22 protein-coding genes and 1 tRNA gene are annotated in these 26,709 nt (G+C 69.0%); 18 read left to right on the forward strand and 5 right to left on the reverse strand.

Going from position 1 to position 26,709, the window contains the following annotated elements; all coding sequences use genetic code 11:
* Position 1 precedes the first annotated feature (1 nt).
* From M9799_RS01330 to M9799_RS01405, 16 genes are all read left to right on the forward strand, one after another.
* Positions 2-1,507, forward strand: coding sequence for a CpaE/TadZ family protein (locus M9799_RS01330; RefSeq protein ID WP_231042620.1), 1,506 nt, complete (start codon positions 2-4; stop codon positions 1,505-1,507).
* A complete protein-coding gene (locus M9799_RS01335) occupies positions 1,504-2,826 on the forward strand; it encodes a TadA family conjugal transfer-associated ATPase (RefSeq protein ID WP_263725580.1) in 1,323 nt (440 codons plus the stop codon). The genes M9799_RS01330 and M9799_RS01335 overlap by 4 nt, the downstream gene beginning before the upstream one ends.
* Complete coding sequence (locus M9799_RS01340) at positions 2,823-3,791, forward strand: type II secretion system F family protein (RefSeq protein WP_231042622.1); 969 nt, start codon at positions 2,823-2,825, stop codon at positions 3,789-3,791. The genes M9799_RS01335 and M9799_RS01340 overlap by 4 nt, the downstream gene beginning before the upstream one ends.
* Positions 3,792-3,822: 31 nt before the next feature.
* On the forward strand, positions 3,823-4,815 hold the full coding sequence (locus M9799_RS01345; protein ID WP_231042623.1) for a type II secretion system F family protein: 993 nt from the start codon (positions 3,823-3,825) through the stop codon (positions 4,813-4,815).
* Between the two features lie 3 nt (positions 4,816-4,818).
* Entirely contained in the window at positions 4,819-5,658 is an 840-nt protein-coding gene (locus M9799_RS01350; RefSeq protein WP_231042624.1) for a tetratricopeptide repeat protein, read from the forward strand.
* A 10-nt stretch (positions 5,659-5,668) separates the two neighbouring features.
* On the forward strand, positions 5,669-6,028 hold the full coding sequence (locus M9799_RS01355) for a DUF3613 domain-containing protein (RefSeq protein ID WP_231042625.1): 360 nt from the start codon (positions 5,669-5,671) through the stop codon (positions 6,026-6,028).
* Positions 6,029-6,038: 10 nt separating this feature from the next.
* The gene (locus M9799_RS01360; RefSeq protein WP_231042626.1) at positions 6,039-6,575 is read left to right on the forward strand and encodes a TadE/TadG family type IV pilus assembly protein; all 537 of its coding nucleotides are present in this window, start codon (positions 6,039-6,041) and stop codon (positions 6,573-6,575) included.
* A gap of 1 nt (position 6,576) precedes the next feature.
* A complete protein-coding gene (locus M9799_RS01365; RefSeq protein WP_231042627.1) occupies positions 6,577-7,080 on the forward strand; it encodes a hypothetical protein in 504 nt (167 codons plus the stop codon).
* The gene (locus M9799_RS01370; RefSeq protein WP_231042628.1) at positions 7,077-9,326 is read left to right on the forward strand and encodes a TadG family pilus assembly protein; all 2,250 of its coding nucleotides are present in this window, start codon (positions 7,077-7,079) and stop codon (positions 9,324-9,326) included. Before M9799_RS01365 ends, M9799_RS01370 begins: the two co-directional genes overlap by 4 nt.
* Before the next feature lie 21 nt (positions 9,327-9,347).
* A complete protein-coding gene (locus tag M9799_RS01375) occupies positions 9,348-10,796 on the forward strand; it encodes a sigma 54-interacting transcriptional regulator (RefSeq protein ID WP_231042629.1) in 1,449 nt (482 codons plus the stop codon).
* Positions 10,797-10,818: 22 nt separating this feature from the next.
* Positions 10,819-12,102, forward strand: a complete 1,284-nt coding sequence (locus tag M9799_RS01380) for a glycosyltransferase (RefSeq protein ID WP_231042630.1) — start codon at positions 10,819-10,821, stop codon at positions 12,100-12,102.
* A gap of 207 nt (positions 12,103-12,309) precedes the next feature.
* Positions 12,310-13,845: a CHASE2 domain-containing protein gene (locus M9799_RS01385; RefSeq protein WP_231042631.1), complete on the forward strand. Its 1,536-nt coding sequence runs from the start codon at positions 12,310-12,312 to the stop codon at positions 13,843-13,845.
* Complete coding sequence (locus tag M9799_RS01390) at positions 13,842-14,195, forward strand: hypothetical protein (RefSeq protein WP_231042632.1); 354 nt, start codon at positions 13,842-13,844, stop codon at positions 14,193-14,195. Before M9799_RS01385 ends, M9799_RS01390 begins: the two co-directional genes overlap by 4 nt.
* Positions 14,182-15,807: a M48 family metallopeptidase gene (locus tag M9799_RS01395; RefSeq protein WP_231042633.1), complete on the forward strand. Its 1,626-nt coding sequence runs from the start codon at positions 14,182-14,184 to the stop codon at positions 15,805-15,807. The genes M9799_RS01390 and M9799_RS01395 overlap by 14 nt, the downstream gene beginning before the upstream one ends.
* Positions 15,808-15,917: 110 nt before the next feature.
* A complete protein-coding gene (locus M9799_RS01400; protein WP_231042634.1) occupies positions 15,918-16,292 on the forward strand; it encodes an antitoxin Xre-like helix-turn-helix domain-containing protein in 375 nt (124 codons plus the stop codon).
* Positions 16,289-17,002 carry an RES family NAD+ phosphorylase gene (locus M9799_RS01405; protein ID WP_231042635.1) on the forward strand — a complete coding sequence of 238 codons (714 nt, stop codon included), beginning with the start codon at positions 16,289-16,291 and terminating at the stop codon, positions 17,000-17,002. The genes M9799_RS01400 and M9799_RS01405 overlap by 4 nt, the downstream gene beginning before the upstream one ends.
* Positions 17,003-17,055: 53 nt before the next feature.
* On the opposite strand, the gene M9799_RS01410 is transcribed toward M9799_RS01405, so the two are convergent.
* Positions 17,056-17,131: transfer RNA gene (locus tag M9799_RS01410), tRNA-His, on the reverse strand.
* 230 nt (positions 17,132-17,361) lie between these two features.
* On the opposite strand from M9799_RS01410, the gene M9799_RS01415 reads away from it, so the two are divergent.
* Positions 17,362-18,330 carry a sulfurtransferase gene (locus M9799_RS01415; protein ID WP_231042636.1) on the forward strand — a complete coding sequence of 323 codons (969 nt, stop codon included), beginning with the start codon at positions 17,362-17,364 and terminating at the stop codon, positions 18,328-18,330.
* A gap of 223 nt (positions 18,331-18,553) precedes the next feature.
* Complete coding sequence (locus tag M9799_RS01420) at positions 18,554-19,759, forward strand: YeeE/YedE family protein (RefSeq protein ID WP_250621327.1); 1,206 nt, start codon at positions 18,554-18,556, stop codon at positions 19,757-19,759.
* Between the two features lie 4 nt (positions 19,760-19,763).
* On the opposite strand, the gene M9799_RS01425 is transcribed toward M9799_RS01420, so the two are convergent.
* The 4 genes from M9799_RS01425 to M9799_RS01440 all read right to left on the reverse strand — a co-directional run bounded on the left by M9799_RS01425 (position 19,764) and on the right by M9799_RS01440 (position 26,700).
* Complete coding sequence (locus tag M9799_RS01425) at positions 19,764-21,101, reverse strand: PQQ-dependent sugar dehydrogenase (protein ID WP_422688753.1); 1,338 nt, start codon at positions 21,099-21,101, stop codon at positions 19,764-19,766.
* A 154-nt stretch (positions 21,102-21,255) separates the two neighbouring features.
* Entirely contained in the window at positions 21,256-23,211 is a 1,956-nt protein-coding gene (locus tag M9799_RS01430; RefSeq protein WP_422688755.1) for a bifunctional metallophosphatase/5'-nucleotidase, read from the reverse strand.
* 64 nt (positions 23,212-23,275) lie between these two features.
* Positions 23,276-25,795 (reverse strand): cytochrome c oxidase subunit I, encoded by a 2,520-nt coding sequence (ctaD, locus tag M9799_RS01435; RefSeq protein ID WP_231042639.1) that lies wholly within the window; start codon positions 25,793-25,795, stop codon positions 23,276-23,278.
* Entirely contained in the window at positions 25,792-26,700 is a 909-nt protein-coding gene (locus M9799_RS01440) for a cytochrome c oxidase subunit II (protein ID WP_231042640.1), read from the reverse strand. The genes ctaD and M9799_RS01440 overlap by 4 nt, the downstream gene beginning before the upstream one ends.
* Positions 26,701-26,709 lie beyond the last annotated feature (9 nt).

Below are 26,709 nucleotides of genomic sequence, written 5' to 3' on the forward strand. Positions count from 1 at the left end.
CATGAGCAAAGAACCCTTCGTTTCGCCTACGCCGGCCGACAGGACCGCCACGCCCTCGCTTGAAGACCTGCTGGCCGCACGTGCGCCCGCCTCCTTGCCGCAGGTCGCGCCCCTGGGCAAACCGCCGCCGGACCTCCCCGCATCCGCGCCGCTGTACGGTGGGGCGGCCCATGCCGGGGCGGCCCATGCCGGGGAGGCCCCGGCGCCGCCGGCCGCCGACTCCGGCTCCGACCTCTCCGGGCTGAGGGTGCCGCTGCTGCTGGTGCATGCGGGGTTCTCCGAAGGCGCGCTGATCCATACCTGGATGCAGCATGTGATGAAGGGCTCGTCGCTGTACCTCGCGCGCTTCCAGGAGGCGGTGACCGACCTGGTGCTAGACCATCAGCCCTATGCCGTGCTGATCCAGTTCGATCCCTGCTGCATCGATGCCGCGGTGGCCCTGTCGGCCCAGTTGCAGCAGCACTACCCGCAGATCCCGCGGCTGGCCATCGGGCGCACGCGCCACGCGCAGTGCGTGCTGGCGGCGCTGCGCACCGGCGTGCAGGATTTTCTCGACATCGACGGCTCCGTCGACACCGCGCAGCAGGTGGTGCGCCACCTCCTGTCCAGCCCGCCATCCGCCGGCCTGCACATCTCGCGCGCACCGCAGACCGCCATCATCTCGGCGCGCGCGGGCCTGGGCTGCAGCCTGCTGGCCGCGCACCTGGGCACGCATCTGCAGGCACGGTTGCAGCAGCCGGCGCATCCGGCGGGCGACGCGCTGTCCACCGATGCCAAGGGCGTCACGCAGGAAGCGCTGGCCAGCCTGCTGATCGAGCTGGGCCACCCCGGCGGCGACTGCGCCATCTATCTCGACACTCCCGGCGAGTTCGGTTTCGCCGATGCCGTGCACCAGCAGCGCCGGCTGGACCGCCGCATGGCCCAGAGCGCCATCGCGCGCCACGCCAGCGGCCTGCGCCTGCTGACGCTGGCGCGCGCGCCGCACGACTGTCCGTCCAGCGAGGTGCAGGCGCTGCTCAACCGGCTCGGCCACTACTTCCGCCACATCGTGCTGGACCTGGGCGCATGCCAGTCTCCGCAGATGCTCAAGGACGTGCTGCCCAGCGCCAGCGAGATCTGGGTGGTCTGCGACCAGAGCGTGGCCAGCGTGGTCGGCACCGCCGAGCTGCTGCAGCAATTGCAGCAGCTTGCGGTGCCGCGCGAGCGGCTGCGGCTGATCGTCGGGCGCCACGACCGGCGCCTGGAACTGAGCGCGCAGCAGATCGCGCGCCAGCTGCAGCTGCCGCTGCTGGCACAGCTGCCCGAACGCCGGCGCGAGCTGGCCGAGGTCGTCAACCAGGGCCTGCTGTTTCCCGCCCAGCGCCGGCGCGAGCCCTATGTGCAGGCAGTGGCCCAGCTGGTGGACCACCTGCTGGCCGACCACCACCCGGAAACGGCGCAGCCCCGGGCTGCCTCCGCAACCCCGCTGGCGCGCCTGTTGCAACGCCTGCGAAACCACGCCCCATGATGACCCCGGCCTACCCTCCCGCCGCGCACGCCGGCGCTGCCGAATTCGAGAGCAGCGCGCTGTTCGCCGACCTCAAGAACAACGCCTACGAGCACCTGCTCAGCCGCATCGAGGAGCTGGGTGCCGAGTTCGGCCGCTGGTCGCGCGCGGCCATCGCGCAGTTCGTCGCGCTCGAGCTCGACAGCTATATCCGGCTGCACGCCGTGCCGGTGAACGAGCAGGAAGCGCTGCAGGTGGCGAATGCGCTGACGCGCGAGCTCACGGGCCTGGGGCCGGTGCAGACGCTGCTCGACGACCCGGCCGTCGAGGACATCCTGATCAACGGCTACCAGGAGGTCTATGTGTCGCGCGGCGGCATGCTCACGCGCGAGACCTCGCATTTCAAGGACGACGAACACGTGCTGCGTATCGTGCGGCGCATCCTGGCGCCGCTGGGCCGGCGCCTGGACGAATCGAGTCCGATGGTCGATGCGCGGCTGCCCGATGGCGGGCGCATCAATGTCATCATCGCGCCGCTGTCCATCGACGGGCCCTCGGTGTCGATACGCAAGTTCCGCAAGGACCCGCTGACGCCGCAGGAGCTGGTCGGGCTGGGCACCTTCAGCGCCGACATCTGCCGCATCCTGGAGATGGCGGTGCAGGCACGCTGCAACATCCTCGTCAGCGGCGGCACCAGCTCGGGCAAGACCTCGCTGCTCAACGCCCTCGCCACCTTCATCCCCAGCCGCGAGCGCATCGTCACCATCGAGGACACGGCGGAGCTGTCGCTCAACCACAGCCATGTGGTGCGGCTGGAGAGCCGCCCCGGCGGCTTCGACGGCACGGGCCATGTGAGCATCCGCGACCTGCTGGTCAACAGCCTGCGCATGCGCCCCGACCGCATCATCGTCGGCGAGGTGCGCAGCGGCGAGGTGCTCGACCTGCTGCAGGCCATGAACACCGGCCATGACGGCTCGATGGGCACCATCCACGCGAGCTCCCCGCGCGAATGCCTGTACCGCGCCGAGATGCTGGCCGGGTTCGCCGGTTTCCAGGGCAGCGAGGCCAGCCTGCGGCGCCAGATCGCCAATGCGGTGGACTTCATCGTGCAGATCGGGCGCCTGTCCAACGGCCGCCGCCGCCTCCTGTCGCTCACCGAGGTCACCGGCATGTCGGACAGCGTCGTTTCCATGCAGGAGCTCTACCGCTACGAGCCGCAGATCGGCGCCGACGGGCAGGAGATCGACCACTGGGTGTCGATGGGTATCTCGCCGCATTCACCCAAGCTGTTGAGCTGGTGGCGCTCGCAGCAGCAGGCACAGCCGGGAGGCGCGCGATGAGCGCAATGGCCCCTGCGGTGCTGCTGCTGTTCGCGCTGGCCAGCGGCCTGCTGGCGCTGGCGCTGTGGCTTTTTGCCAGCGCAAGGCGCCGCAAGGCGCAGCAAGCCATCGAGAGCACGCTGCAGCGCAGCCTGGAGATCCGGCGGGAATGGCAGGCCGCAGCGCCGCCAGGCCTGCCTGGAATGCCGGCCGCGCCGACGCTGGCCGCGCGGCCCCAGGGCCGCTCGGAGATGCTGCGCCGGCTCAAGGACCGGCTGCGCTGGAAGGCCTGGGGCATGGCGCCGCGCACGCTGGGGCTGCTGGCAGTGGCAGCGCTGGCGCTGGCGCTGGGCGCGGCGCTGCAGGGCGGCGCGCTGGCCGGCGCGCTGACGCTGGCGCTGTGTCTGCCGCTGGGCAGCTTCGGTATCTGGTTGCGCCTGAGCCGGCGCCGCGCCCGCATCCTGGGCCAATTGCCGGGTTTCCTCGACAACCTGGTGCGGCTGCTGTCCATAGGCAACTCGCTGCCCGCGGCGTTCCAGTTCGCCAGCGCCAACGTGCCCCAGCCGCTGGGCGGCGCGCTGCAGCAGGCCTCGGCCGGGCTGAACGTCTCGCCCGACCTGGGCCAGGCCATGGCGCAGCTCGAGCGCACCTGGGGGCTGGCGGAATTCGGCCTGCTGGCGGCGGTGTTCCGCATGAGCACGCGCTACGGCGGGCGCGCTGACATGGTGCTCGAGCGCGTCTCCAGCTACATCCGCGATCGGCAGTCCGCCGAACGCGAGCTGCATGCGATGTCGGCGGAAGTGCGCATGTCGGCCTGGATACTGGCACTGCTGCCGGTCGTGGTGGGCGCGATGATCATGCTGCTCAACGAGGGCTACTTCCTGCGCATGTGGCACGACAGCGCGGGCCGGCAGATGGTGTTCATGGCCGCCGGGCTGCAGGTGTGCGGCTCGCTGCTGCTCTACCGCCTCGCGCGCCTGAGGTGACGCGCATGCACCCGCTGCACGAGGATCAGCCATGACCGCCCGGCCCCTGTGGATCGCCAGCCTGGTGCTGGCCGCGCTCGGGCTGCTGCTGCTGGGCGCGGCGCTGGCCTGGCAGCTGCGCCGCTCGGCGCGGGCCGAGGCGCGCGTGGACGAGATGCTGCATGCGCGCGAGGCGGACACGGCGGTGATCGCGCCCTTTCCCATGCCGGGGGCAGCGCCACCTGCTGGCGAGGGCGGCGGCAAGGCCGAGGCGGCGCTGGCGCAGTCGGTGGCCGACAGCCTCAAGCCGCCGGCCTGGCTGGATTCGGGCCTGGCACGGGCGCTGTTTGCCGACGAGGACCGCAAGCTGATGGAGCTGGCCGGCCTGGAGATCGCGCGCGGCGGGCTGTTCTATGTCATGGCCCGCGTGGTGCTGGCGCTGCTGCTGCCGATGCTGGCGCTGCTGCTGCTGCAGCCGACCGGCCAGCGCGCGTTGCTGCTGGGATTCCTGGCCTTCGGCTGCGGCCTGATGCTGCCCAAGTGGCTGCTGCGCTCGCGCGCCACGCGCCGGCGGCGCGAGGTGGTGGAGGAGCTGCCGCTGTTCGTGGACCTGCTGCGGCTGCTGCAGGGCGTGGGACTGAGCATCGACCAGAGCCTGCAGATCCTGGCCGCGGAATTCAACAGCGTGCTGCGCGTGATCGGCGCCGAGCTGGCGCTGGCCAACCGGCTCTACGGCAGCGGCCGCACGCGCGAGCAATCGCTGCAGCGCCTGGCGCACCTGGGCGCGGACGACGACCTGAGCGCCGTCGTCAACCTGCTGGTGCAGGTCGACCGGCATGGCGGCGCGGTGCAGGAGCCGCTCAGGGAATTCAGCCTGCGCCTGCGCGAGAAGCGCCAGGCGGATTTCAAGCAGCGCATCGGCGTCATCACGGTGAAGATGACCGGCGTCATGGTGCTGACCCTGCTGCCCGCGCTGCTGGTCATCACCGCCGGCCCGGGCTTCACGGCGGTGATCCGCTCGCTGTCATCGATTGGAGGGAGATAGAAGATGTTTGCCGAAGCACGCCATCCACGCCCCTGGCGCAGCAGCAGCGCGCTGGCGCTGGCCGCCGCGGCCTGGCTTCTCGCGGGCTGCGCCGCCAAGCCGCCGCAGGGCTATGGCGCCGCGCCGGAACCCGGCACGGCGCAGCAGGCGCAGCAGCAGCTGGAACAAGCCGAGCGGCTGACGCAGATCGATCCGCAGCAGACCTACCTGAACCTGATCGCGCAGATGCAGCGGGCCAACCAGTGGTATGCCTCGCTGGCGCATGCCGACGCCTTCGAGCGCCAGTACGGCAGCAACGCGCAGATCCGCCTGCGGCGCGCCGATGCGCTGCGCAACACCGGCCAGGCGCAGCCTGCCGAGACGGCCTACCGCGCGCTGCTGGGCGAAGCCGACCCGCAGGTGCAGGCGCGTGCCCACCGCGGGCTGGGACTGCTGTTTGCCAGCCAGCAGCGCTATGCGCCGGCGGTGGAGCAGCTCGAGCACGCGCGCCGGCTCGACCCGATCGACGCCGACCTGCTGGCCGATCTGGCCTACACCCACATGCTCGACGGCCGGCTCGATGCCGCGGCGCTGCCCATGCTGCAGGCCGCGCAGCTGGCGCCAGCCAATGCGCGCGTGCAGCTGAACCTGGCGCTCTACTGGCTCGCCAGCGGCGCGCGCGAGCAGGCCGCGCAGCTGCTGCAGCGCCTGCGACAGCCACCGGCGGCAAATGCCTCGCCGCTGATCGACGACACCTCGCTGCAGGCCCTGCAGGTGCGGCTTGCCGCCGTCGAGCAGGCGGTGAACGCCCGCCAGCAGGCACTGGTGACCAGTCAGCATCAGCCGCGCTCCACCCTGCCTTGAGGAGATTTTCATGCAAACGCGCTTTCCATCCCCTGGCCGTTGGCGGCTTCTGGCCCCCGCCCTGCTGGGCCTGGCGCTGATCGGCACGGCCCATGCCGATGCGCGCGGGAACGTCGCATTGGTCGAGACCACTCCTGCCGCGGCAATGCCCGCCAGGGCCGACGCCGCGCCGGCGGCGCGCACTGCCCCGCGCGAGATCGGGATCGGCACGGCCACCGAGGCGCTGTGGGCGCTGCAGCGCGCCTCCCGCGGCACCCATCCGCGCCCCATCGATGGCGATCAGGCCAGCCGCAGCTACCAGCGCTACCTGAAGAGCTTCGAGACCGAGATTCCCGCGCAGTACAACACCGGGCTGGACCTGCAGAAGTAGGCATACGGCCATGCTGCGCACGCCACGCTCCTTTCGCTCCACCGCCGCGCCGTGCCGCCAGCGCGGCGTCTACGCGCTGGAGTGGGCGCTGGTGTTCGTCGTGTTCTTCATGCTGCTGTATGCGATCGTCGGTTTCGGCCTGGGCTTCCTGGTGCGCGAGTCGATGCAATGGGCAGCCGAGGATGGAGCGCGCGCCGCGCTGCAGTTCCAGGACAGCCGCGAGACGCGCCGCGCGCGCGCGCTGGAAGTCGTGCAAGGCCATCTGGCCTGGCTGCCGGGCGAGCTGCGCGCCAGCATCGACGACGGCGACAACTTCAGCTTCATGGTCTGCCGGCTGGGCGACGAAGCCAGCTGCACCGCCAGCATGGCCGCAGAGGCCATGGAATGCGATATCGACCGCAATGCCCCCTGCATGCTGCAGCTGCGCCTGACGCTGCCCTATGCCCGGCACCCGTTCACGCCCTCGCTGACGCTGGGCCTGCTGGAGCTGGGCCTGCCCGATCTGCAGGCGCAGGCACAGCTGCTGGTCGACCAGAAGGGTTTCTGAGATGCCGGCCCGCCGCCTTGCCCCTTCCCCGCCCCGCTGCCTGCAACGCGGGATCGCGGCGCTCGAGCTCGCACTGCTGGCGCTGTTCGTCATGCTGCCGATGCTGCTGGGCCTGGCGGCGTTCTGGGAAGTGCTGCAGACCCAGCAGGTGCTGGTCCGCGCCACCGGCGACGGCGCGCGCCAGGTCTCGCGCCTGCTCGACCGCCCGCGCCTGCCCATGCCCGACGGCAGCCGGCCCACGGATGCCCAGATGCTGGCGCGCGCCACCGAGCTGGCGCAGCGCTCCATCCGCGCTACCCTGCGCCACCACCTGCGAGGGGGCAGCGAAGTCGATGGCCGGCTCACGGTGACGCTGCAGCCCACGGGCACCGGGCATTGGACGCTGGAGGCGGCCTACGCGCGTCCGGCCCTGCTGGGCACGGCGGGCGGGCTGAACTTCATCGAGCCCGAGATGCTGCGCGCGCGCAGCTTCATCAGCGCCAGCGAAATGGAGGACCCCGCATGATGTCCCGACATGTGCGCGCCAGGCGCCAGCGCGGCAGCCTGATGGTGCAGCTGGCGCTGTTTCTCTCCGTCACGCTGCTGATCCTGGGCATCGTCGATCTGGGCTATTCCTTCTATGCCAAGCGCGACCTGCAGCGCATTGCCGACCTCGCGGCCATCGAGGCGGTCCAGGGCAGCGGCGCCAACGACACGGCGGCCTGCGAGGCCGCCGGGCTGCGCAGCGTGGTGAGCAACTGGCCGGCGCCCATCGCCTCCGGCCCGCACCTGGCTGCCGAAGCCGTGCGCTGCGGCGAATGGAATGCCGCCAGGCATCCCGGGCCGCGCCATTTCCTGGCCGGTGGCGAACGCATCAATGCCGCGCAGGTGGTGCTCGAAGGCGAGTCGCCGCGCTTCGTTCCCGGGCCCTGGAGCCGCCGCGTGCGTGCCGAGGCCATTGCCCAGCGCACCGACCCGGCCAGCGCGTTCCAGGTCGGCGCGCAGCTGCTGAACCTGCAGCCCGATGCAGCGCTGGGCCGGCTGCTGACGCTGATCGGGCTCGATGTGGGCCAGCTCACGCTGCTCGATTCCGAAGGGCTGGCCAATGCGCGCATCACGCCTGCGGGCCTGCTCGAGGCGCTGGGCGTGGATCTGGGCATCGAGGGCCTGGCCGTGCTCACGGCGCAGCAGCTGGCCGATCTCAACAGCCTCACCCTGCTGCAGATCCTCGAGGCCTCGCTGGCGGTGCTTTCCGACCACACGCTCGAGGCCGGCGTGCGCGCCTCCATCGACATCATCAGGGAGCTGCGCATCGAGGGCGTGCGGCTGCTGGACACGACGGTCCCGCTGCTGGGGGATTCCAGCGCCGGCACGCATGGCATCTTCACCTTCCTGTCGCTGGGACAGAGCACTTCGCCGAATCTGGCGGCGCTCGATGCGCAGGTGAACCTGGGCGCGGTGCTCAACACCGCGATCATGCTCGCGGCGCAGGGCCATGCGCTGCAGATCCAGGACACCTCGCTGCTGGGCAGCGTGAAGCTGGGCCTCACGGTGGTCGAGCCGCCGACCATCGCCGTCGGCCCGCCGGGCACCACGGGCCACAGCGCGCAGGTGCGGCTGGACCTCGACATCGACTCCAGGGGCCTGCCGCTGCTGGGCAATCTGCTGGACCTGCTGGGCGTGCGCATCCGCCTGCCGATCCGGGTCGAGGGGGTCAGCGCCACCGGCACGCTGCTGGAAGACAACGGCGTGAACTGCCGCGCCCACCCGCCCACGCTCGATATGGACGTGGCCTCGCGCATCGCCGGCATCACCATCGGCTACCCGGAGCTGGGCGCCGCGCACCCGGACAACCTGCTGATCAAGACCCCGCTGTCGCTCGATGTGCGCGGCCCCATCAGCGTCGACGCGCTGGCCTCGCGGCAGCAGCTCGAAGGCATCGCCAAGGGCGAGTCGCAATGGACCGACGCGCTGGGCACGCCCGGCAATCCGCTGCTGCCGGGCAACCTGCTGGATTCGCTCGCAGATGCCATCTTCCAGCTGCTGGGCGGCCTGTTTTCGCCACCGATCCTGCATTCCGGCTGGCAAGGCATGAGCACCGAAGGCTCGGCCACGGCCACCCGAGACGCGCAGATCGAGGCGCTCGCCAAACTCTATCTGGAGGAAAGCAAGTCGGGCGGCTTCTACCGCATCGATCCCGCCATCGACCTGCTGCTGCATGGCCGCGGCAGCGCCGGCGCCGACGGCTACCTGGCCAGGCTCGTGACCAGCGATTTCAGCTTCGCCAATGCCATCCCCAGAAGCTGCCTGCTGGTCATCTGCGCCCCTGCGGAATGGAGCAGCGGCACTTTCTCGCAGGCCTTCAAGGCCTACACCAGCACCACCTACGGCGTGCTGGACCTGGTCGGCGTGAGCACCCTGGGCAATGGCTACACCAGCTGCGCCGGCCTGCTGAGCTCGCTGCTGGCCTGGAACAGCTGCGTGCTGGCGAACCTGAACAACCTGCTCAAGCAGCACCACACCCAGGTGAACCTGACCGATGCCAACGCGCTGGTCGATTCGCTGAAGAACACGGCCTCGGCGAGCGTCACCTGCAACGGCGCGCTGTGCGTGCTGCTCAAGCCGGTCCTCGATCCGCTCAAGGCGCTGCTCAACGGCGTCGGCCGGGCCATCCTGTCGCCCCTGCTGGACCAGGTGCTGGGGCTGGAGCTGGGCCGCAGCGAAGTCAGGGCGCTCGATATCAACTGCAACACCGCCGAGCTGGTGTTTTGAAGCAATGCGAGGAAAACCATAGTGAATCAGAACGATTTGGTCATCTACGTCTGGGAAGGCCAAGCCGATATCGCGGAGCGGGTCGAGCGCTGCATGCTCAGCATGGATGTGGAGGTCGTGCGCGCCGACGGGATGAACCCGCCGCCGTCGGCGGCGCTGAGCCACAACGCGATCTCCATCGTCAGCGTCTCGGTGCTCGAGGGCGCGCGCTACAGCCGGCATCACATCGAGGGCTCGTTTGGCGGCATGCCGGTGCTCTGGGTCAGCTCCAACCTGCGCGGCGCGACGGCCGGCAGCTACGCCACCGAATACTCGCATGTGCTGCCCTTCGACTTCACCGGCGCCGAGCTGCGCGCCATGCTCGCGCGCATCCTGCAGCGCCTGCAGAGCGCGCACAGCCAGCCCCAGCGCTCGGACGACATCATCGCCGTCGCGCCCTGCATGCTGAGCCTGCTCAATGACGTCGACACCTTCGCCGACTGCGAGCACAGCGTGCTGATCAGCGGCGAGACCGGCACCGGCAAGGAGCGCATCGCCGAGCGGCTGCACGTGCGCAACACGCACTACGGCCAGGGCCCGTTTGTCGTGGTGAACTGCGGTGCGATCCCCGATGGCCTGTTCGAGTCGCTGTTCTTCGGCCACGCCAAGGGCTCGTTCACCGGCGCCGTGACCGCGCACAAGGGCTTTTTCGAGCAGGCCAGCGGCGGCACGCTGTTCCTCGACGAGATCGCCGACCTGCCGCTGTACCAGCAGGTCAAGCTGCTGCGCGTGCTGGAGGAGCGCACCGTCACGCGCCTGGGCTCGGCCACGCCGGTGCGCCTGGACTTCCGGCTGGTCGCGGCCACCAACAAGCCGCTGCGCGAGCAGGTGCAGGCCGGGCGCTTTCGCGCCGACCTGTTCTTCCGCCTGGCCGTGGTCGAGCTGCAGGTGCCCAGCCTGGAGGAGCGCGGCGAGGCCGACAAGCTGGCGATCTTCGCCAGCATCCTGCACAAGGTGATCGGCGACGAGATGCTGGCCCAGCTGGGCGAGCCGCCCTTCTTCATTCTCGACGCGGTGGCGCAGATGTACTTCCCGGGCAACGTGCGCGAGCTGCGCAACCTGGCCGAGCGCATCGGCGTGGCCGCGCGCCAGACCCGCGACTGGCTGGGCGGCGGCGCCACCGAGCGCATCCTGCGCCAGGCGCAGAGCCTGTCTGCCACCACCGTGCCGCTGCCCGCGGGCGGCGGCGAGCCAGCCAGCCGCGCCAATTGGGACCTGGAGGAGCGCAACCGCATCATCGCCGCGCTCGGCGCCAACGACTGGAAGCGCCAGAACACGGCGCAGCAGCTGGGCATCAGCCGCAAGGTGCTGTGGGAGAAGATGCGCAAGTACCAGATCAGCGATGGCGAGCCCGAGGTGCCGCTGGTGTATCTGCCCAACGAGACCGAAGACGAAGCTGGAAATGACAGGGCCGCCGCCGGCCCCTTCTGATGCCGTATCCCGAGTTCCCACCATGCAAAAACCCCTGATTGTTTTCGTCGGCGCCGTGTATCCCAGCCAGTACAGCCTGCTGTGCAGCCACCTGCGCGCCACCGGCCTGGCCGACAGCTGGTTCATGACCACGCCGGGCCACAAGGCCAGCCATGAAAAGGACTGCGACCATCTGCTGTCCTTCCAGCCCGACGGCAAGATCGTCGGCCCGCAGAGCTATTACTACTCGAGCAAGGTCGAGCGCTCGGCGCGCATCTGCCGCGGCGTGCTCAAGGCGCTCAGGGATTTCGAGAAGGCGCAGGGCCGGCCCATCGACATCGTGGTGGCGCACTCGCTGTGGGGCGCGCCCAACTGGCTCTACGAGGAGCTCGACGCGGCCATCGTCAGCTACATCGAGTTCCCCAGCTACCGCGCGCACGGCAACGACGCGCTCTACCCGCCCGACGAGGCGCAGCGCCTGGCCGACCGCAACACCGAGATGCTGCACTTTCACCAGGTGCTGTGCAGCGACCTCACCATCGTGCCCAGCGCCCATGCGCGCTCCATGTTTCCGCCGCTGCTGCAGGAGCGCATCGCGGTGCAGTTCGAGGGCTTCGACATCCAGCCGCCGCTGCGCGGCACTGCCGCGGCCCAGGACCCCGACCGGCCCTTCACCATCGCGTTCTCGGCGCGCGATCTCTCCAGCGCCAAGGGCTTCGAGACCTATATGCGCCTGGTGGACCGCATGGTGCGCGAGGGCCATGCCGGCAATACGCGCTTCCTGGCCATCGGCGATCCCACGGCCGCCACCTACGGCTACGAGCAACAGTGGGTCGAGCGCCGCTACGGCGGCAAGGTGGCGAGCTTTCGCGACCATCTGCTGCAGGTCTATCCAGGCGCGCAGGTGGTCGAATTTCCGGGGCGCCTGCCCTACGCGGAGTTTTCCGAGATGCTGGCCGGCGTGGACCTGTTCCTCTACCCGCTGCGCTATGGCGTTGCCAACTGGGGGCTGATGGAGATCCTTGCGCGCGGCGGCTGCGTCATCGGCTCCAACTGGGGCTTCACGCCCGAGCTGGTGCAAAACGATGTCAACGGGCTGCTGCTGCCCGACAACGACGATGCCTGGATCGAAGCCATCCAGGCGCTGCGCGCCGACCCCGTGCGCCGCGCGCGCTACAGCCAGGCCGCGCAGGAGACCGGGCGGCAATTCCATATCTCCAAGGTCGCGCCGCGCTTCATGGCGCTGTTCCAGCGCGCGCTGGCGCATCGGCGCGCGCCGCTTGCGGTGGCTGCACCTGGCGGGCCGCGGCCGCTGGCGCCCATTTGAAGCATCGCCACGCGCGAAATCATTCCGTCCGGGGCGGATGTTTCGCTATGATACTTTTGTATCAATACCACCACGCATTGGGTCCGCACCTCCATGGGTTGGGGCCTGTCTCGCCGGGCCCCTGTGGGGCCGGTGAATTTTGCCGCGCTTTGCCTCATGTCCAGTTTGCCCTCCCCCGCCCGCTCCCGTTCCCCGAAGCACGGCGCCATGGTCCGCGACGCGCTGGCGCTGGGCGCAGACCGCGGAAGCTGGCACCTTCCGGGCCCAGCGGCGCTGCTGCTGGGGTTCGTGCTGCTGGCGGCAGTGTCCTTTGGCATGCTCTGGCTGGGCGACAAGATCAACGCCCAGGGCATGGCCGTCACGCGTTTCATGGCGCGTGCCCAGGCGCCGGTATCGGCGCAGCTGGCCTATCCCGGCCAGGCGCGCGATGACATCACCGTCGTTCTCTATGACCAGCGCTTCCTGAACGGCCTGGGCACGGCCTGGCCCATAAGCTACCAGGAGCATGCCGACTGGCTGGGCCGCCTGGTCGACCTGCCCGGCCCGCCGCCGAAGGCGCTGATGATCGACATCACCTTTGGCCAGGAGCGCCCCGATCCGAGCTGGACCGCGCTGCGCGACCGGCTCTGCGCCATACAGCGCGAGCGCGGCATCCCGGTATTCCTGGCGGGGCTGGCCGATGCCGCAAGCGGCGGGCTGGCGATCCGGCCGGAGCTGATGCAGGCCAGCCAGGGGCCCGGCCGCTGCTACACGCTGGTGGGCGTGGACTATGTGCCCGATCCGCTCGATGCCGTGGCGTGGAGCTATCAGATGCAGCGGCATTTCAACGGCAGCGAGTGGGTCGAGGGTCCGTCGCCGGACCCGGCCAAGCACCCCGCCTACCGCAGCGCGGCGCTGGCCATGGCCGAGGACGTCGGCGCCATCGCGCGCGATGCGCATCCGCAGCCGATGGCGCTGGTGTGGGGGCACAACTCCGCGCCCGCGGTCATGCCGGGCCCGCGCCACTGCCTTCCCGGCGAACGCCGCTGGTCCAGCCTGGTGCCCGGCGCGCTGCGCCAGCTCTGGGAGGACGAGCCTGCGGGCCCGCTGTGCCCCTACCACCGCACGCTGAGCTTCAGCGACGTGGAGCAGCTGGACGAATCGGCGCTGGCCGCGCAGGTTTCGGGCAAGTACCTGTTCGTGGGCGCGCAGGTCCGCGGATACAACGACTTCGCGCAGTCGCCGGTGCACGGCCGGATCGCCGGCGTGCACATGCATGCGATGGCGCTGGACAACTTCCTCACCTACGGCAACGACTACAAGCAAAGCGCCGAATGGAGCATGCCGCCGCCCCGGGGCCTGCTGCTGCCGGGCCTGGCCGCCGTGGCCGCGGTGTTCATCGTGCACCTGGGCTGGAACCTGGCGCGCGCGCGGCTGCGCCGGCGCTGGCAGGGCACTGCGCGCTGGCAGCAGCGCTGGTCGGCCCTGGCCTTGTCGCTGGAGGAACCCTCGACGCTGCGCCAGCGCCTGGCCTGGTGCGCGCTGGCCGTGCTGGGCTGGATCTGCGCCATCACGCTCAAGGCGATTGCCGCCATGGCGCTGATTTCCCTGCTGCAGCATTTCTCGCGCATCGGCATGCTGCCGGTCGTGGAACTCGTCGGCATGACGCTGGTGGCCGAAGGCCTGGGCTACCTGGCCCACCTGCGCTGGCTGCTGCTGGGCCCCGACAACGCATCCCCTCAATCCACTGGAGACCGTGAATGAAACTTTCCTTCTTCCTTGCCGCCAGCCTGGCCGTGGCCGCCTGCGGCGCGCAGGCTCAGGACCGCATCGTCGCGCCGAGCCCCAGCAGCCGTGCGGCGGTCGATCTGTTTGCCTCCGCGGGCGCAGCGGCCCCGGTGCGCCAGGCAGCGGTGGCCGAACTGGGCCTGCCGCTGACGATCCAGGAATCGAAGAACAGCTTCCACCGCGTGGCGGTCGGCGGCCAGGACCATTGGATCAAGGGCGTGCAGGTGCGCATCCTGCGCGGCGCCGAGGGCGGCTGCGCCACCCAGCGCGTGGACAGCCAGCCCACCATCGCCACGCCCGGAGTGGGACAGAATGCCTGCAAGTGATGCCCGCCGCCGTCTCTGGCCCCTTGCCTTGCTGGCCGCGCTGCTCGCCGGCTGCGAAACCATGCCGCCGGCTTTGAGCCAGCTGCCCGGCGTCTCCGGCCTGGCGCAAAAACCCGCCAGCCCGCTCGATCCCCTGCCCGCACCCGAGGCCCGCGCCTGGCCCGATCCCGCCCAGGACGTGATGAACCAGCGCGCGCGTGGCTTCGGCCTGGTGCACGCGCCCGAGGCCCAGCGCTATCTCAACGGCCTGCTGGCGCGCATCAAGGCCGCGGCGCTGGTGCCCGAGTGGCCCGGCGAGGTGCACCTGCTGGCGCAGTCCTCGCTCAGCGCCTACGCCACCGGCGCCGGCAACATCTATGTCTCGCTGCCCTGGCTGCAATCGGTGCAGAGTGAGGACGAACTGGTGGCGCTGCTGGCGCATGAGTTCGGCCATGTCTATCTGCACTATCACAGCCTCGAGGGCGCGATCGCCAGCGCCGACACGGCCGCCGGCTTTGCCTCGCTGGGCCTGGGCATTGCCTACAAGACCGCGCAGGCCCAGGGCTGGAACCAGGTCGACACGCTGCAGGCCTCGTACGCGTTGGGCAAGACGCTGACCACGGCGCTGTATGGCCAGACGCAGGAAAGCGCGGCCGACCGCTTCGCGCTGCACATCACGCATCGGCTGGGCTACAGCTACGAGCATGGCACCAAGGCCTTTCTCGAACGGCTGGGCGGCTGGGAGCAGCAAAACGAGGCGCTGGAGCTGCAAAAGCAGGAGGCGCTGAAGCAGGCGATCCAGGCCAGCACCCGCGAGCGCGTCGCGCGCGAGGCGCCCAAGAGCAACAATGCGGTCTCGGCGGCGCTCAACGATGCCAGCGCCAATCTGCAGGCCGGGCTCAACGTCGGCGTGAGCCAGGCCAGCTTCGATCTGGGCCGCTGGCTGGGCAAGTTCACCAGCTCCCACCCCGATACCGTCAAGCGCCAGGACATCCTGGCCGAGCTTGCCGATCAATACCCGGCCATTGCCGAGGAGCGCACACCGGCCCAGGCCCCGCTGCAGTCGGCCTTGGCGCAAAAGCGCACCCAGGCCATCCTGAAGAACTACCAGGCCGCGTACCAGGCGATGGAGGCGCCCCAGTCGCCAGGTGCCGTGGCGCTCGCGCGCCAGGCGGCTTCCGGGCCCACCGCCACCCACGCCGTGCCGCTGTTCGCGCTCTATACCGCCGCCCACGCCCAGCCCGGCGCCGTGCGCGGCCTGCCGCGCGACCTGGGCAGCCTGTTCGAGGCCAACTTCGCCTCCGACACGGACCGCGCCTGGGCGCTCTACACCGAACGCAGCACACGCCTGAAGGAGAGCGGCCAGCGCGATGCCGCCAAGCGGGTGCTCGAGCGCGGCATGCAGCAATTCGCGCAGGCCGAGGAGAGCATGCCCTATGCGGTGAAGTTCTATGGCGAAACCGAGGGCTGGGACAAGGCCAGGCAGCAGGCCCAGCAATGCCGCCAGCGCTTTCCCCGCGTTGCCGAACGCTGCCAGACCGCCGCGCGCAGCCCGCAGGAAATCGCGGAAATCAACCGGCGCACGGAAAAGAAGGCCAGCGAGATCACGGACCGGTGGTTGAAGAAGAAGTAGCGCTTGGCATCAAATGCAAGATATGCAGTCATTCCTTTCAAATGACTGCTATTTCCGAGACTTTGTTATCATTCGCGCAAGCCCTGGACCGTCAGGGCAGGAGAAAGCCCATGCTTCCCGCACTCAAGCCTACCCCTGATGCCGCCGTTGTCTTGACCAAAGCCACACTGCGCGCGGCCGAACAGCTGGGCCTGAACAACGCGGAACTGGCAGCGGTGATCGGCATCAGCGAGGCCACGGTATCCCGTCTCAAAGCCAATGGCAGGCCCATCAGCCCGACTTCCAAGGAAGGCGAGCTGGCATTGATGCTGATCCGTGTTTTTCGGTCGTTGGACCCATTGACGGGAGGCGACGAGCGCAAGCGCAGGAACTGGATGACCAGCTACAACCAGGCGCTGCTGGGCCAGCCCCACCAGTTGATTCGCAAGGCCGACGGCCTGGTCCGGACGCTTGCCTACCTGGATGGCATGCGTGCCGCCACATGAGCGCACCGGCCTGGGAGCCGGCGTGGCTCATGCAGCACGCGGCCGAACTGGGCATGGCGCCTGCCTGGCGCGGCGTCGAGACGCAATACATCGCGGCTTCCCTCAAGCTGGTGGATACGCTGCAGGAACACGAACTGCTGGAGTTGCTGCTCGAAGGCAGCAAGCCGCCGGGCGTGCCGGGCGCCAGGCACTACCTGCTGCTCAGCCCGTTTCGCTATTTCCCGCCGCATGCCTCGCGCTTCAGGCCGGGCCAGCGCAGCGGCCTTTGGTACGGCGCCTCCACGCTGGAAGGCGCATGCTCGGAAATCGCCTATTGGCGCATGCGCTTCATCCAGGACAGCGCGGGTCTGGTGGCGGATGGCGAGCTGGTGACGGAACATACCTTCTACCATGCCTCGGTGCGCGGGCACGCCATCGACCTGATGGCCGAGCCCTGGGTGCGATGCTCCGCCCTGTGGAAACACCCTGCGGATTACAGCGCCACCCAGCAACTGGCGCAGGCCGCCATCGAAGCCTCCATCGAGTGGATCCGCTACGAATCGGTGCGGGCGCCGCACTGCGCGCTCGCAGCAGTGCTGACTCCCAATGCACTGTTTGCCGACTCCGCCGAACTCGAGCGCTCGCGCCAGGAATGGATCTGCAAGGCCAGCAAAGACCGCGTGATGATGCTGCGCAAGAGCGGTACCGAGCGCTTCGCCTGGAGCGAATGACGCATTCGCCAACGAAAAAAGGCCCTTGATTTCTCAAGGGCCTTTTTCTTGTCTGGGGTGGCTGATGGGGCTCGAACCCACGACAACAGGAATCACAATCCTGGACTCTACCAACTGAGCTACAGCCACCGTAGACTCGAATTATAGCGTGGTTTTCGATCTGCAAAGGCAAGTTGCATGAAGTCGCGCTGCGGCGCCAGGCAGCCGGGCGCATACCTATGCGCGCGCCGCATATCCATGCTTCAAAAACTCACTTGGGCGCGGCAACCGGCGCTTCTACATTCGCTGGCAAGCGCCGGACATGAAGCCGGCGCGAAGAATCTTTCCGGCAGCTCTGCCCTCACCCTTCAAGGACCCTCATGACGACGACCGTTCCTGCATCCGGCCTGCACGCCTTTGCCATCCGTCTGGGCAGCACGGTGCTGCTGGCCACACTCGCCGGCGCGGCACTGGGCAATACCGCCAGCGGCGGCGCGGCCACGGGCCCGCTGGTCACTACCGAGTGGCTGGCGCAGAACCTCAATCGCGGCGATATCCGTGTCATCGAGGTCAGCGTCAACCCCGGGCTCTACGAGCGCGCTCACATTCCGGGCGCGGTGAATCTCTCCTGGCACAACGACCTCAACGACAAGCTACGCCGCGACATCGTCGGCAAGCAGGAGTTCGAGAAGCTGCTGTCCAGGGCCGGCGTGAAGGACGACACCACGGTGGTGCTCTATGGCGACACCAACAACTGGTTTGCCGCCTGGGGCGCATGGGTGTTCGACATCTATGGCGTCAAGAACGTCAAGCTGCTCGATGGCGGACGCAAGAAGTGGGAGGCCGAGAGCCGCCCGTTGAACAACCGCGCGGCCGAGTACGCGGCGACGAACTACCGCGTGGGCAAGGTCAATCTCGATCTGCGCGCGCGCCTGAGCGACGCCCTGGCGGTGGCCGAGGGCAAGTCTCAGGCAAAGCTGATCGACATCCGCTCGGGCGACGAATACCAGGGCAAGATCTTCGCCCCGGCCGGCGTGCCTGAACTTGCGATCCGTGCAGGCCATATTCCGGGCGCCGTGAACGTGCCCTGGGGCCAGGCGGTGCAGGAAGATGGCACCTTCAAGCCCAAGGAAGAGCTGCGCAAGCTCTACGCGGGCGTGGGCATCGACGGCAGCAAGCCGGTGATCACCTACTGCCGCATCGGCGAGCGCTCGAGCCACACCTGGTTCGCGCTGTCCAAGATCCTGGGGTACGACGTGAAGAACTATGACGGGTCGTGGACGGAGTATGGGAATGCGGTGGGGGTGCCGATCAATAACCCGGCGGGCACGGTCTGGGCGGCGAAGTAGATCTGCTGTTCGTGACAAGGCCGGGCCGTTCGAAACATCGGCGGCCTGTTCTTGAGCAATGCAGACCTGCAACTGTCGGATCGAGGAGCCGTACACCCTGCGACACGTTCAGGGCGACCGGTAAAGACGGGTTTCCGATAAGCCCGTCGCCCTCCTGCGTTCGTGCTGCTCCTGAGCCTGTCGAAGGCTCGAACCATGGACTCCCTGGCCTCAAGCTTTCCCCATGCCCTTCTCAATGATCCCCACCACCTGGCAACCCCTGGCCGCAGCCTTCGTGCTGGCCGGACTCTGGCTCCTCTCCCAACATGCCCAAACCCTCCCCACCGGCCGCACCCTGGTCTTCGCCCTGTCCATAGGCATTGCCCTGGGCGTGGTGCTCCAGCGCACCCGCTTTTGCTTCTACTGCCATGCGCGCGACTGGCTGCAGCGCGACGACCCTCGCGGCATCCTGGCCATCGCGCTGGCCTTGGCGATCGGGGTGGTCGGCATGACCGTCGTTCAAAGCAGCTGGGTCGCCAACCCGCAGGCCGGCCAGCTGCCGCCGGAGATGCATATTGGTCCCGTCAGCTGGGTGCTGGTGCTGGCCGGGCTGGCTTTCGGCGCCGGCATGGCAGTCTCTGGATCATGCATCAGCGCGCATTGGTACCGGCTGGCAGAGGGCTCGGCCGTGGCGCCATTTGCGTTGCTGGGCACCGGGCTGGGCTTTGCCATCGGCTTTCACACCTGGAACCCGCTGTACAGCGCTGCGGTGGCCGATGCCCCGGTCGTCTGGCTGCCGCAGCACCTGGGCTATGGCGGCGCGCTGGCTTTGCAGCTGGGCGCGCTGGCCCTGTGGTGTGCGTGGATCTGGCAGCGCCATGTCCAACGCCGGTCCGCGGGCGCGCCTGCAATGCAGCCGCAAAAAGCACGCGATCTGCGCAGCCTGTGGCAGTCACTGTGGACAGGAAGATGGAACTATGCGCTGGGCGGCGCGCTGGTCGGCCTGATCAGCGTCGCCACCATCGTGCGCATGCGCCCGCTCGGCGTCACGGCCACGCTGGGCAGCCAGGTGCGCGGCGCGCTGCAGCAGCGCGGCTGGGTGCCCGAGCGGCTCGATGGCCTCGATGGCTTTGCCGGCTGCGCCACCTTGCCGCAGGAAAGCTGGGCCACGCCCAATGCGCTGGTGCTGGCGGGGCTGGTGGGCGGCGCCTTTGTCGCTTCCCTGGCCAGCCGGCAATTCACCCCGCGCCGGCCTACAGGGCGCGACGCGCTGCGCGGCATCATCGGTGGTACGCTGCTCGGTTGGGGTGCGATGACCGGACTGGGCTGCACCATCGGCACGCTGCTGTCGGGCGGCATGGCGGGTGCGCTCGGCGCCTGGGTGTTCGGCGCGGCGGTACTGGCTGCGCTCTGGCTCGATTTTCGCCTGCAGGCCTGGCGCCTGCGCTAGGGCTTCACTTGGCGCGCACCACGCGCCAGATGGTGTTGCCCACATCGTCGGCCACCAGCAGCGCGCCCTTGGCATCGAGCGCCACGCCCGCCGGTCGGCCACGCGCCTTGCCTTCGTCGTTGAGAAAGCCGCCGAGGAACTGCACCGGCGGCCCCGAAGGACGCCCCGAGGCAAAGGGCACGAACACCACGTTGTAGCCCACGAGCTCCTTGCGGTTCCACGAGCCATGCTGGCCGATGAAGACCCCCTCGGCATAGGGCGCGGGCATGCGCCTGTCGGAAAACGCCATGCCCAGGGGCGCCACGTGCGAGCCCAGGCCGTAGTCGGGCGCAATGGACTTGGCAACCATGTCCGGATTGGCCGGCTTCACACGCTCGTCCACATGCTGGCCCCAGTAGGCCCAGGGCCAGCCATAGAAGGCGCCGTCCTTGACCGAGGTCAGATAGTCGGGCACCAGGTCGTTGCCCAGTTCGTCGCGCTCGTTCACCACGGTCCACAGCGTCTTGGACTGCGGCTCCCAGCCCAGGCCGTTGGGATTGCGCAGGCCGCTGGCGAACAGGCGCTTGGCGCCGCTGGCGACGTCCACCTCCCAGATCGCGGCGCGGCCCTCTTCCGCGGCCATGCCGTTGTCGCCGATGTTGCTGTTGGAGCCCACGGTCGCGTAGAGCTTGCTGCCGTCGGCGTTGGCGATGATGTTCTTGGTCCAGTGGTGGTTGGCGCCCGCCGGCAGATCCGTCACCCTCACCGGCGTGGCCGAAATCGTGGTCTGCCCGGTCTCGTAGGGCACCTTCACGATGGCGTTGGCATTGGCGATGAACAGCTGCTTGCCCACCAGCGCCATGCCATAGGGCGAGACCAGATTCTGCAGGAAGATGCTGCGCGTTTCCGCCACGCCGTCGCCATCGGCGTCGCGCAGCAGCGTGATGCGGTTGGCGCTGGGCGTACCTGCGCCCGCGCGCTTTTGCACCATGCCCATGGCCTTGCCGCGCAAGCCATCGGCATGGACGTTCTTCGCGCCCTCCTCGGGCTCGGGCTTGTTGCTCTCCGCGACCAGCACGTCGCCGTTGGGCAGCACATGCAGCCAGCGCGGATGGTCCAGCCCCGCGGCCAGCGCCGTGACCCTGAAGCCTTCGGGCGCAACCGGCATCTGCCCCTCGTTCCACCCCAATGCGGGGGCGATGTTGACGGTCGGCAGCAGGCCGCCCTTGTCCGGCGCGGGCAGCTGCGGGTTGGCGCCAAGGCCAGGGCCGGTGATCTGCTGCGCCGAGGCCGCGGACATGCCGGCGGCCAGGGCCAGCAGGCTCAGCCAGTGCAGGGAGTGAGGGAGGGCTTGCTTGTTCATGCGCCGAGTATGGAGGGGCGCTTTCGGGCGCCGCTGTAGGCCGCAACCGCAAGCTCTGCGTCCGGCCCTCGGAAACGAAAATCGACGCCCTGGGCGTCGACGGAAGCAAGGATCGGCCAGGCGTGCCCGCGGACACGCCTGGCGCCGCGGCCGCTCAGGGCTGGACGTACGACCTGGTGCTGTACAGCGACTTGTCGAGCTTGCGCAGCACCGGCAGTCCGCTCGACGCATCCTTGGCCTGCCTGTCGATGTAGCTCTGGAACACGTCGGCGTCCAGCACGCCGATATCGAGCCGGCGCGCGGCAGGCACTGAGGCCAGCGTCGTGTAGCCGTCACCGCCGGTGGCGTTGAAGCTCAGCACGAACAGCCTGTAGGTCTTCGCCATGTCGAGCAGGTTCCACGTGCCGCTCGCCGCGTCGCGCACTTCGATATGGGACACGCGGCTGCCGCGCGCCAGGCCGGCATTGACATCGAAGCGCATGCCGCCGGTGTAGGGATAGGGGCCGGTGGTGCCGCCCGGGCCGTACACCGCCTGCATGCCGTCTTCCAGCATGCTCTTGACTTCCTGGCCGGTGACGTCGAGGCGGAACAGCATGTTGCCGAAGGGCAGCACCTCGATGACATTGGCGGCGGTGACGTTGCCGCTGAGCGGCACGCGCACGCCGCCGCCGCTTTGCAGCGTGATGTCGGCGCCGCCGTAGTTCGCGTTGGCCACTTCCAGGTAGGCCTGGGCCACCAGCTGCTGGATGTCGCCGCCATGCACGTTGACGTCGCCCTGCGCGTTGCAGGCCGCGCTGGAGCGGCTGTAGTCGGTGGTGCCGGCGCCGCCCGGGACGCGGCGCGAGCACAGTTCCTGCGGCGCCGTCGCCACCCGGCTCCTGCTGAACACGTCGATCTTGTCCTTGAAGGGCTTGAGCACCGCTGCGGCAGCCGCGCTCGGCGCCGTGACGCGCAGGAAGCCGCTGGCGTTCACGTCGGCCAGGATGCTGGCCTTCTGGTCTTCGGTGGCGGCCGCACCGGCCACGGTGAAGCTGTCGCCGATCAGCACGTGCGGCGTGCCGGCGCAGCGCGTCACGTCGCCGTTGGCGTCGAAGGACACCTTCAGTTCACCCACCACCTGGCTGTACTCCCAGGCCTGCACCAGGCACACCTGCTTGCCGTCCTTGTTCGTCAGCTGCGTCGGGTAGGCGCCGGCCGGCGTGCCCACGCCATAGGCCGCGAGGCTGGCGGGGCCGAGCAGCGTGTGCGAGTCGGCACCCACCACCACATCCACGCCGCCGAGCTTGGAGATCACGGTCTTGTCGTAGTCGTAGCCGATATGGCTCATGACCACGATCTTGTTGATGCCCTGGGCGCGCAGCGCGTCGATCTCGCGCTGCGCGGCCACGGTTTCGTCCTCGAAGCGGGTGTCCGCGTCCGGGCTGGACGAGGTCTTGGTCTTGCCGGCGATGGTCAGCCCGACCAGGCCGATCGACTGGCCGCCGCGCTGCAGCACCGTCGACTTGTTGACGTAGCCTGGCGCCTTGGCCGGCAGCAGCGCGGAATTGGCGCCGAAGTTCACATTGGCGCTGAGCACCGGCGTCTTGCAGGCGCCCTTGTGCAGCAGGTCGATGAAGCCCTTGAGGCTGCTGTCGCCCTTGTCGAACTCATGGTTGCCCAGCGTGAACGCGTCGAAGCACACCGTGTTCATCATGGCCGCATCGGCTTCGCCATTGGCGCCGGCGCGGTTGAAATAGAGCGTGCCGGTCTGCGCATCACCGGCGTGCAGTTTCAGCACATTGGCCGACTGCGCGGCCAGCGCCTCGATGGCCGCCGTCACGCGCGGGAAACCGCCGGCATCGGCCACCACGGCGCTGGCAGCGGCGCCGGCGGTGGTCCTGAGCTGCAGCGTCTTGCTCTTGCTGTCGAGGTTGGAATGGTGGTCGTTGATGTGCAGGATGGTGAGTTCCATCGGCTGCGGGCTTGGCGTTGGCGCCGGTGCGGGGCCGGGGGCCACGGCGTCGCCATTGCCGCCACCGCAAGCCGTCAGCACGGCGGACACGATGAGACCCAGGGAGAGGACGTAGGGAACGCGTTTCACGGGTCGCCTTTGATGTTGCAAAGCACGCATGGTGTTCCGCGCACATTTAACCCTCATGACATCGCGCCCGGAACAGCGCCCTGCCGCCCCGCCGTCAGCCTCCCATCCAGCTCGGCAGCCAGCGCACCAGCGCCATGCCGACGATGGCCTGCGCCACCGTGCCGTGGAACATCAGCGCCGTGTTGTCGAGCGTCGCGCGCGCGTCGGGGCGCAGCCAGCCGGCCCACGAGCGCGCCAGCACATAGCTGCCCATGACCAGCAGCACCAGCGCGTGGAAGCACTGCCACGACACCAGCGCCGCCACGGTGGCGCTCCAGGCATCGGCGCGTGGCGAAAGCCCCTCCTGCAGATGCATGCCCAGATCCAGGCCGATGGCGCCGATCGCCGCGCACATCGCCAGCGCCACGATCAGCCGCAGCCGGGCCTGCGGCTTGCGGCCCAGGCTGCGCTGCGCCCACACCATCAGCGCCGACGCGGCCAGCAGCAGCCCCGCGGGCCACATCCGCCCCACGGGGAGGCTCGCGCCCGGCGGCGGGCAGACGTCGAGCGCCATCGACACATGGATATGCGCGAAGCCGAACGATGCAAACACCGTGGCATCGACGGCCAGCAGGATCAGCGTCGCCCACCAGGAATGCGAGGCGCGGCCGGTGGCCAGCGTGGGCACGCTCACGCCCTCGCCGATCTCGGCCGTGGCCTGCTGCGGCGGCCGGTCCGAGCCCCAGAGCCAGAACACCATGGCCGCCAGGGAAATCACGGCCGAGACCAAGGCCGGAATGATCCAGGACACCGTCAGCAGCAGGAAGAAACCCGCCGTGCCCGCGGCCGCGATGAAGGGCGGCCAGCCATCGCCGGGCAGCCGCAGCATGTGGCGGATGCGTGCATCGACCGGGCTCGTGACCAGCGTTTCGCGCCCGCCGAACACCGTGTTCGGCAGCCAGTGGCGCCCGGCCTGGACCTCCTCCACCAGCGCCGGCTGCTTCCACAGCGGCGAGCGCGCCGCGATCTGCGGAATGCTGCGCACGCCATAGTCGCCCTGGGGCAGCCATTCCAGCGAATCGGCATTCCATGGATTGCCATGTTCGCGCTCGCCCCGCCGCAAGGTGCGCACCAGATCCACCAGGCAGCACAGCACGCCGGCGGCAAACACGTAGGCGCCTGCCGTGGACAACAGGTTCCACAGCGTCCAGCCCAGCCCATCCGCATAGGTATAGACGCGCCGCGGCATGCCTGCCAAGCCCGCAATGTGCTGGGGGAAAAACGCCAGATTGAAGCCGCCGAACATCAGCCAGAAGCTCCAGCGCGCCACACGTTCCGAAAGCCGGTGCCCGTTGTAGATCGGCGCCCAATAGTAGATGCCCGCGAACAGCGGAAACACCAGCCCGCCGATCAGCACGTAATGTAGGTGCGCCACGACGAAATAGCTGTCGTGCGCCTGCCAGTCGAAGGGCACCACCGCCAGCATCACGCCCGTGAGCCCGCCCAGCACGAAGATGAAATGAAAGCCCAGCAGGAACAGCGAGGGCCCGTTCGACTGCACGCGGCCCTTCCAGAAAGTGGCGATCCACGAAAACACCTGCACGCCGCTCGGAATGGCGACGGCAAAGCTGGCGATCGAGGTCACGTACAGCGCCAGCGGCCCCAGGCCGGCGGTGAACATGTGGTGCATCCACAGCGCGAAGCTGATCACGCCAACGCCCACCAGCGCCCAGACGATCGCACGATAGCCCACCAGCGAGGTGCGCGCCATCACCGGCACCATCATGGTCACCATGCCTGCCGCCGGCAGGAAGATGATGTAGACCTCGGGATGGCCGAAGAACCAGAACAGGTGCTGCCACAGCAGCGGGTCGCCGCCGCGCGCGGGAATGAAGAAGGGCCAGTCGAAGGCACGCTCGAGCTCCAGCAGCACCGTGCCCGCGATCAGCGCCGGAAACGCGAAGATGATCATCAGCGCCGCCACCAGTACCGCCCAGGCGAAGATCGGCATCTGCATCAGCCGCATGCCCGGCGCGCGCGTGAACAGGATGCCGATGATCAGCTCGATGGCGCCGGCAATGGCCGAGATCTCGATGAAGCCGATGCCCAGCAGCCACCAGTCGGCGCCGATGCCCGGCGAGAACTCCTTGCTGGTCAGCGGCGGGTACATGAACCAGCCGCCATCGGGCGAGGCGCCGAAGAAGATGGTGATGAAGAACGCCAAGCCGCCGATCGCATAGGCCCAGAACGCGTAGGCGGAAAGGCGCGGAAATGGCAGGTCGCGCGCCCCCAGCATGTTCGGCAGCAGCCAGACGGCCACCGCCTCCACGACCGGCACGGCAAACAGGAACATCATCACCGAGCCATGCATGGTGAACAGCTGGTTGTAGCGGTTCGCATCGACCAGGGTGCCGTCCGGCAGCGCCAGCTGCGCGCGCATGATCAGCGCCAGGATGCCGGCCAGCACGAAAAACAGCAGCGCCGTCGCCAGGTAATACACGCCGATCTGGCTGTTGTTCACCGCCGAGAGGCGGCGCCAGCCCTTGGGCGGCTCCCAGGCGCGCTGCAGCGCCTGCAGCTCGCCCTCGGGCCGGGGCAGCGAATTGGGCAGCGTATCTGCGGTCGTTTCGCTCATTGCAACGACCCCAGCCATTCGCCCAGCGCCTCGAGCGTTTCAGGTTCCAGGCGGTCGTAGGAAGGCATGCGGGCTCCGGTCTTGATCTGCTGTATATGCGTGAGCCAGCGTTCGCGGCCCTCGGGTGTGTTGGCAAGCATGCCCGCGCCCAGGTGCAGGCGGCTGCCGAAATGCGTGAGATCGGGGCCGAGCCGGCCCTCCTCGCTCACCCCGCGCACCGTGTGGCAGGCGCTGCAGCGCTGGGCCAGGAAGCTTTCGCGCCCCAGCAGCAGCAGCTGCGTGGCGGGCGCCGGCGCGGGCCGGGCCTGCGCCGCGAGCCAGGCGTCGAACGCGGCTGGCTCGAGCCCCACCACGTGCAGCGCCATCTGCGCATGCTGCTCGCCGCAGAACTCCGCGCACTGGCCGCGCCAGGTGCCGGGCTCGGTGGCCGTGACCAGCAGATGCTGCATGCGCCCGGGCAGCATGTCCATCTTGCCGGCCAGCTGCGGCACCCAGAAGCTGTGGATCACATCGGCGCTGGTCAGCGCGAAGTACACCGGCCGGCCCACGGGAATGCGGATCTCGTTGGCCGCCATGACATCGGCTCCGGTCGCGGGATCGCGGTAGCGTACCTCCCACCACCACATGTGCGCCTTCACCGTGACGATCAGCGCGTCGGCCGGGGGTATGGGCTTCCAGGCCGGCATGCGCGGCACGAGCCAGAAAAACAGCGCCGCCAGCACCACGGCGGGAAAGACCACGCCGCCGCCCAGCACCCACAGCCGCGGGCGCAGCGCGCCCGACCGCTTGCGCAGCGACCAGGCCAGCAGCAGCATCACGCCGGTGAAGATCACCAGCGCGCCGCCAAACAGCACCCAGGTGACGGTCTCGATGGACTGCGCGGCGTCGCCCACCGAAAAAAACATGCCGTCCGA

It is taken from the genome of Comamonas endophytica (assembly GCF_023634805.2).
Taxonomy (GTDB): Bacteria; Pseudomonadota; Gammaproteobacteria; order Burkholderiales; family Burkholderiaceae_C; genus Comamonas; species Comamonas endophytica.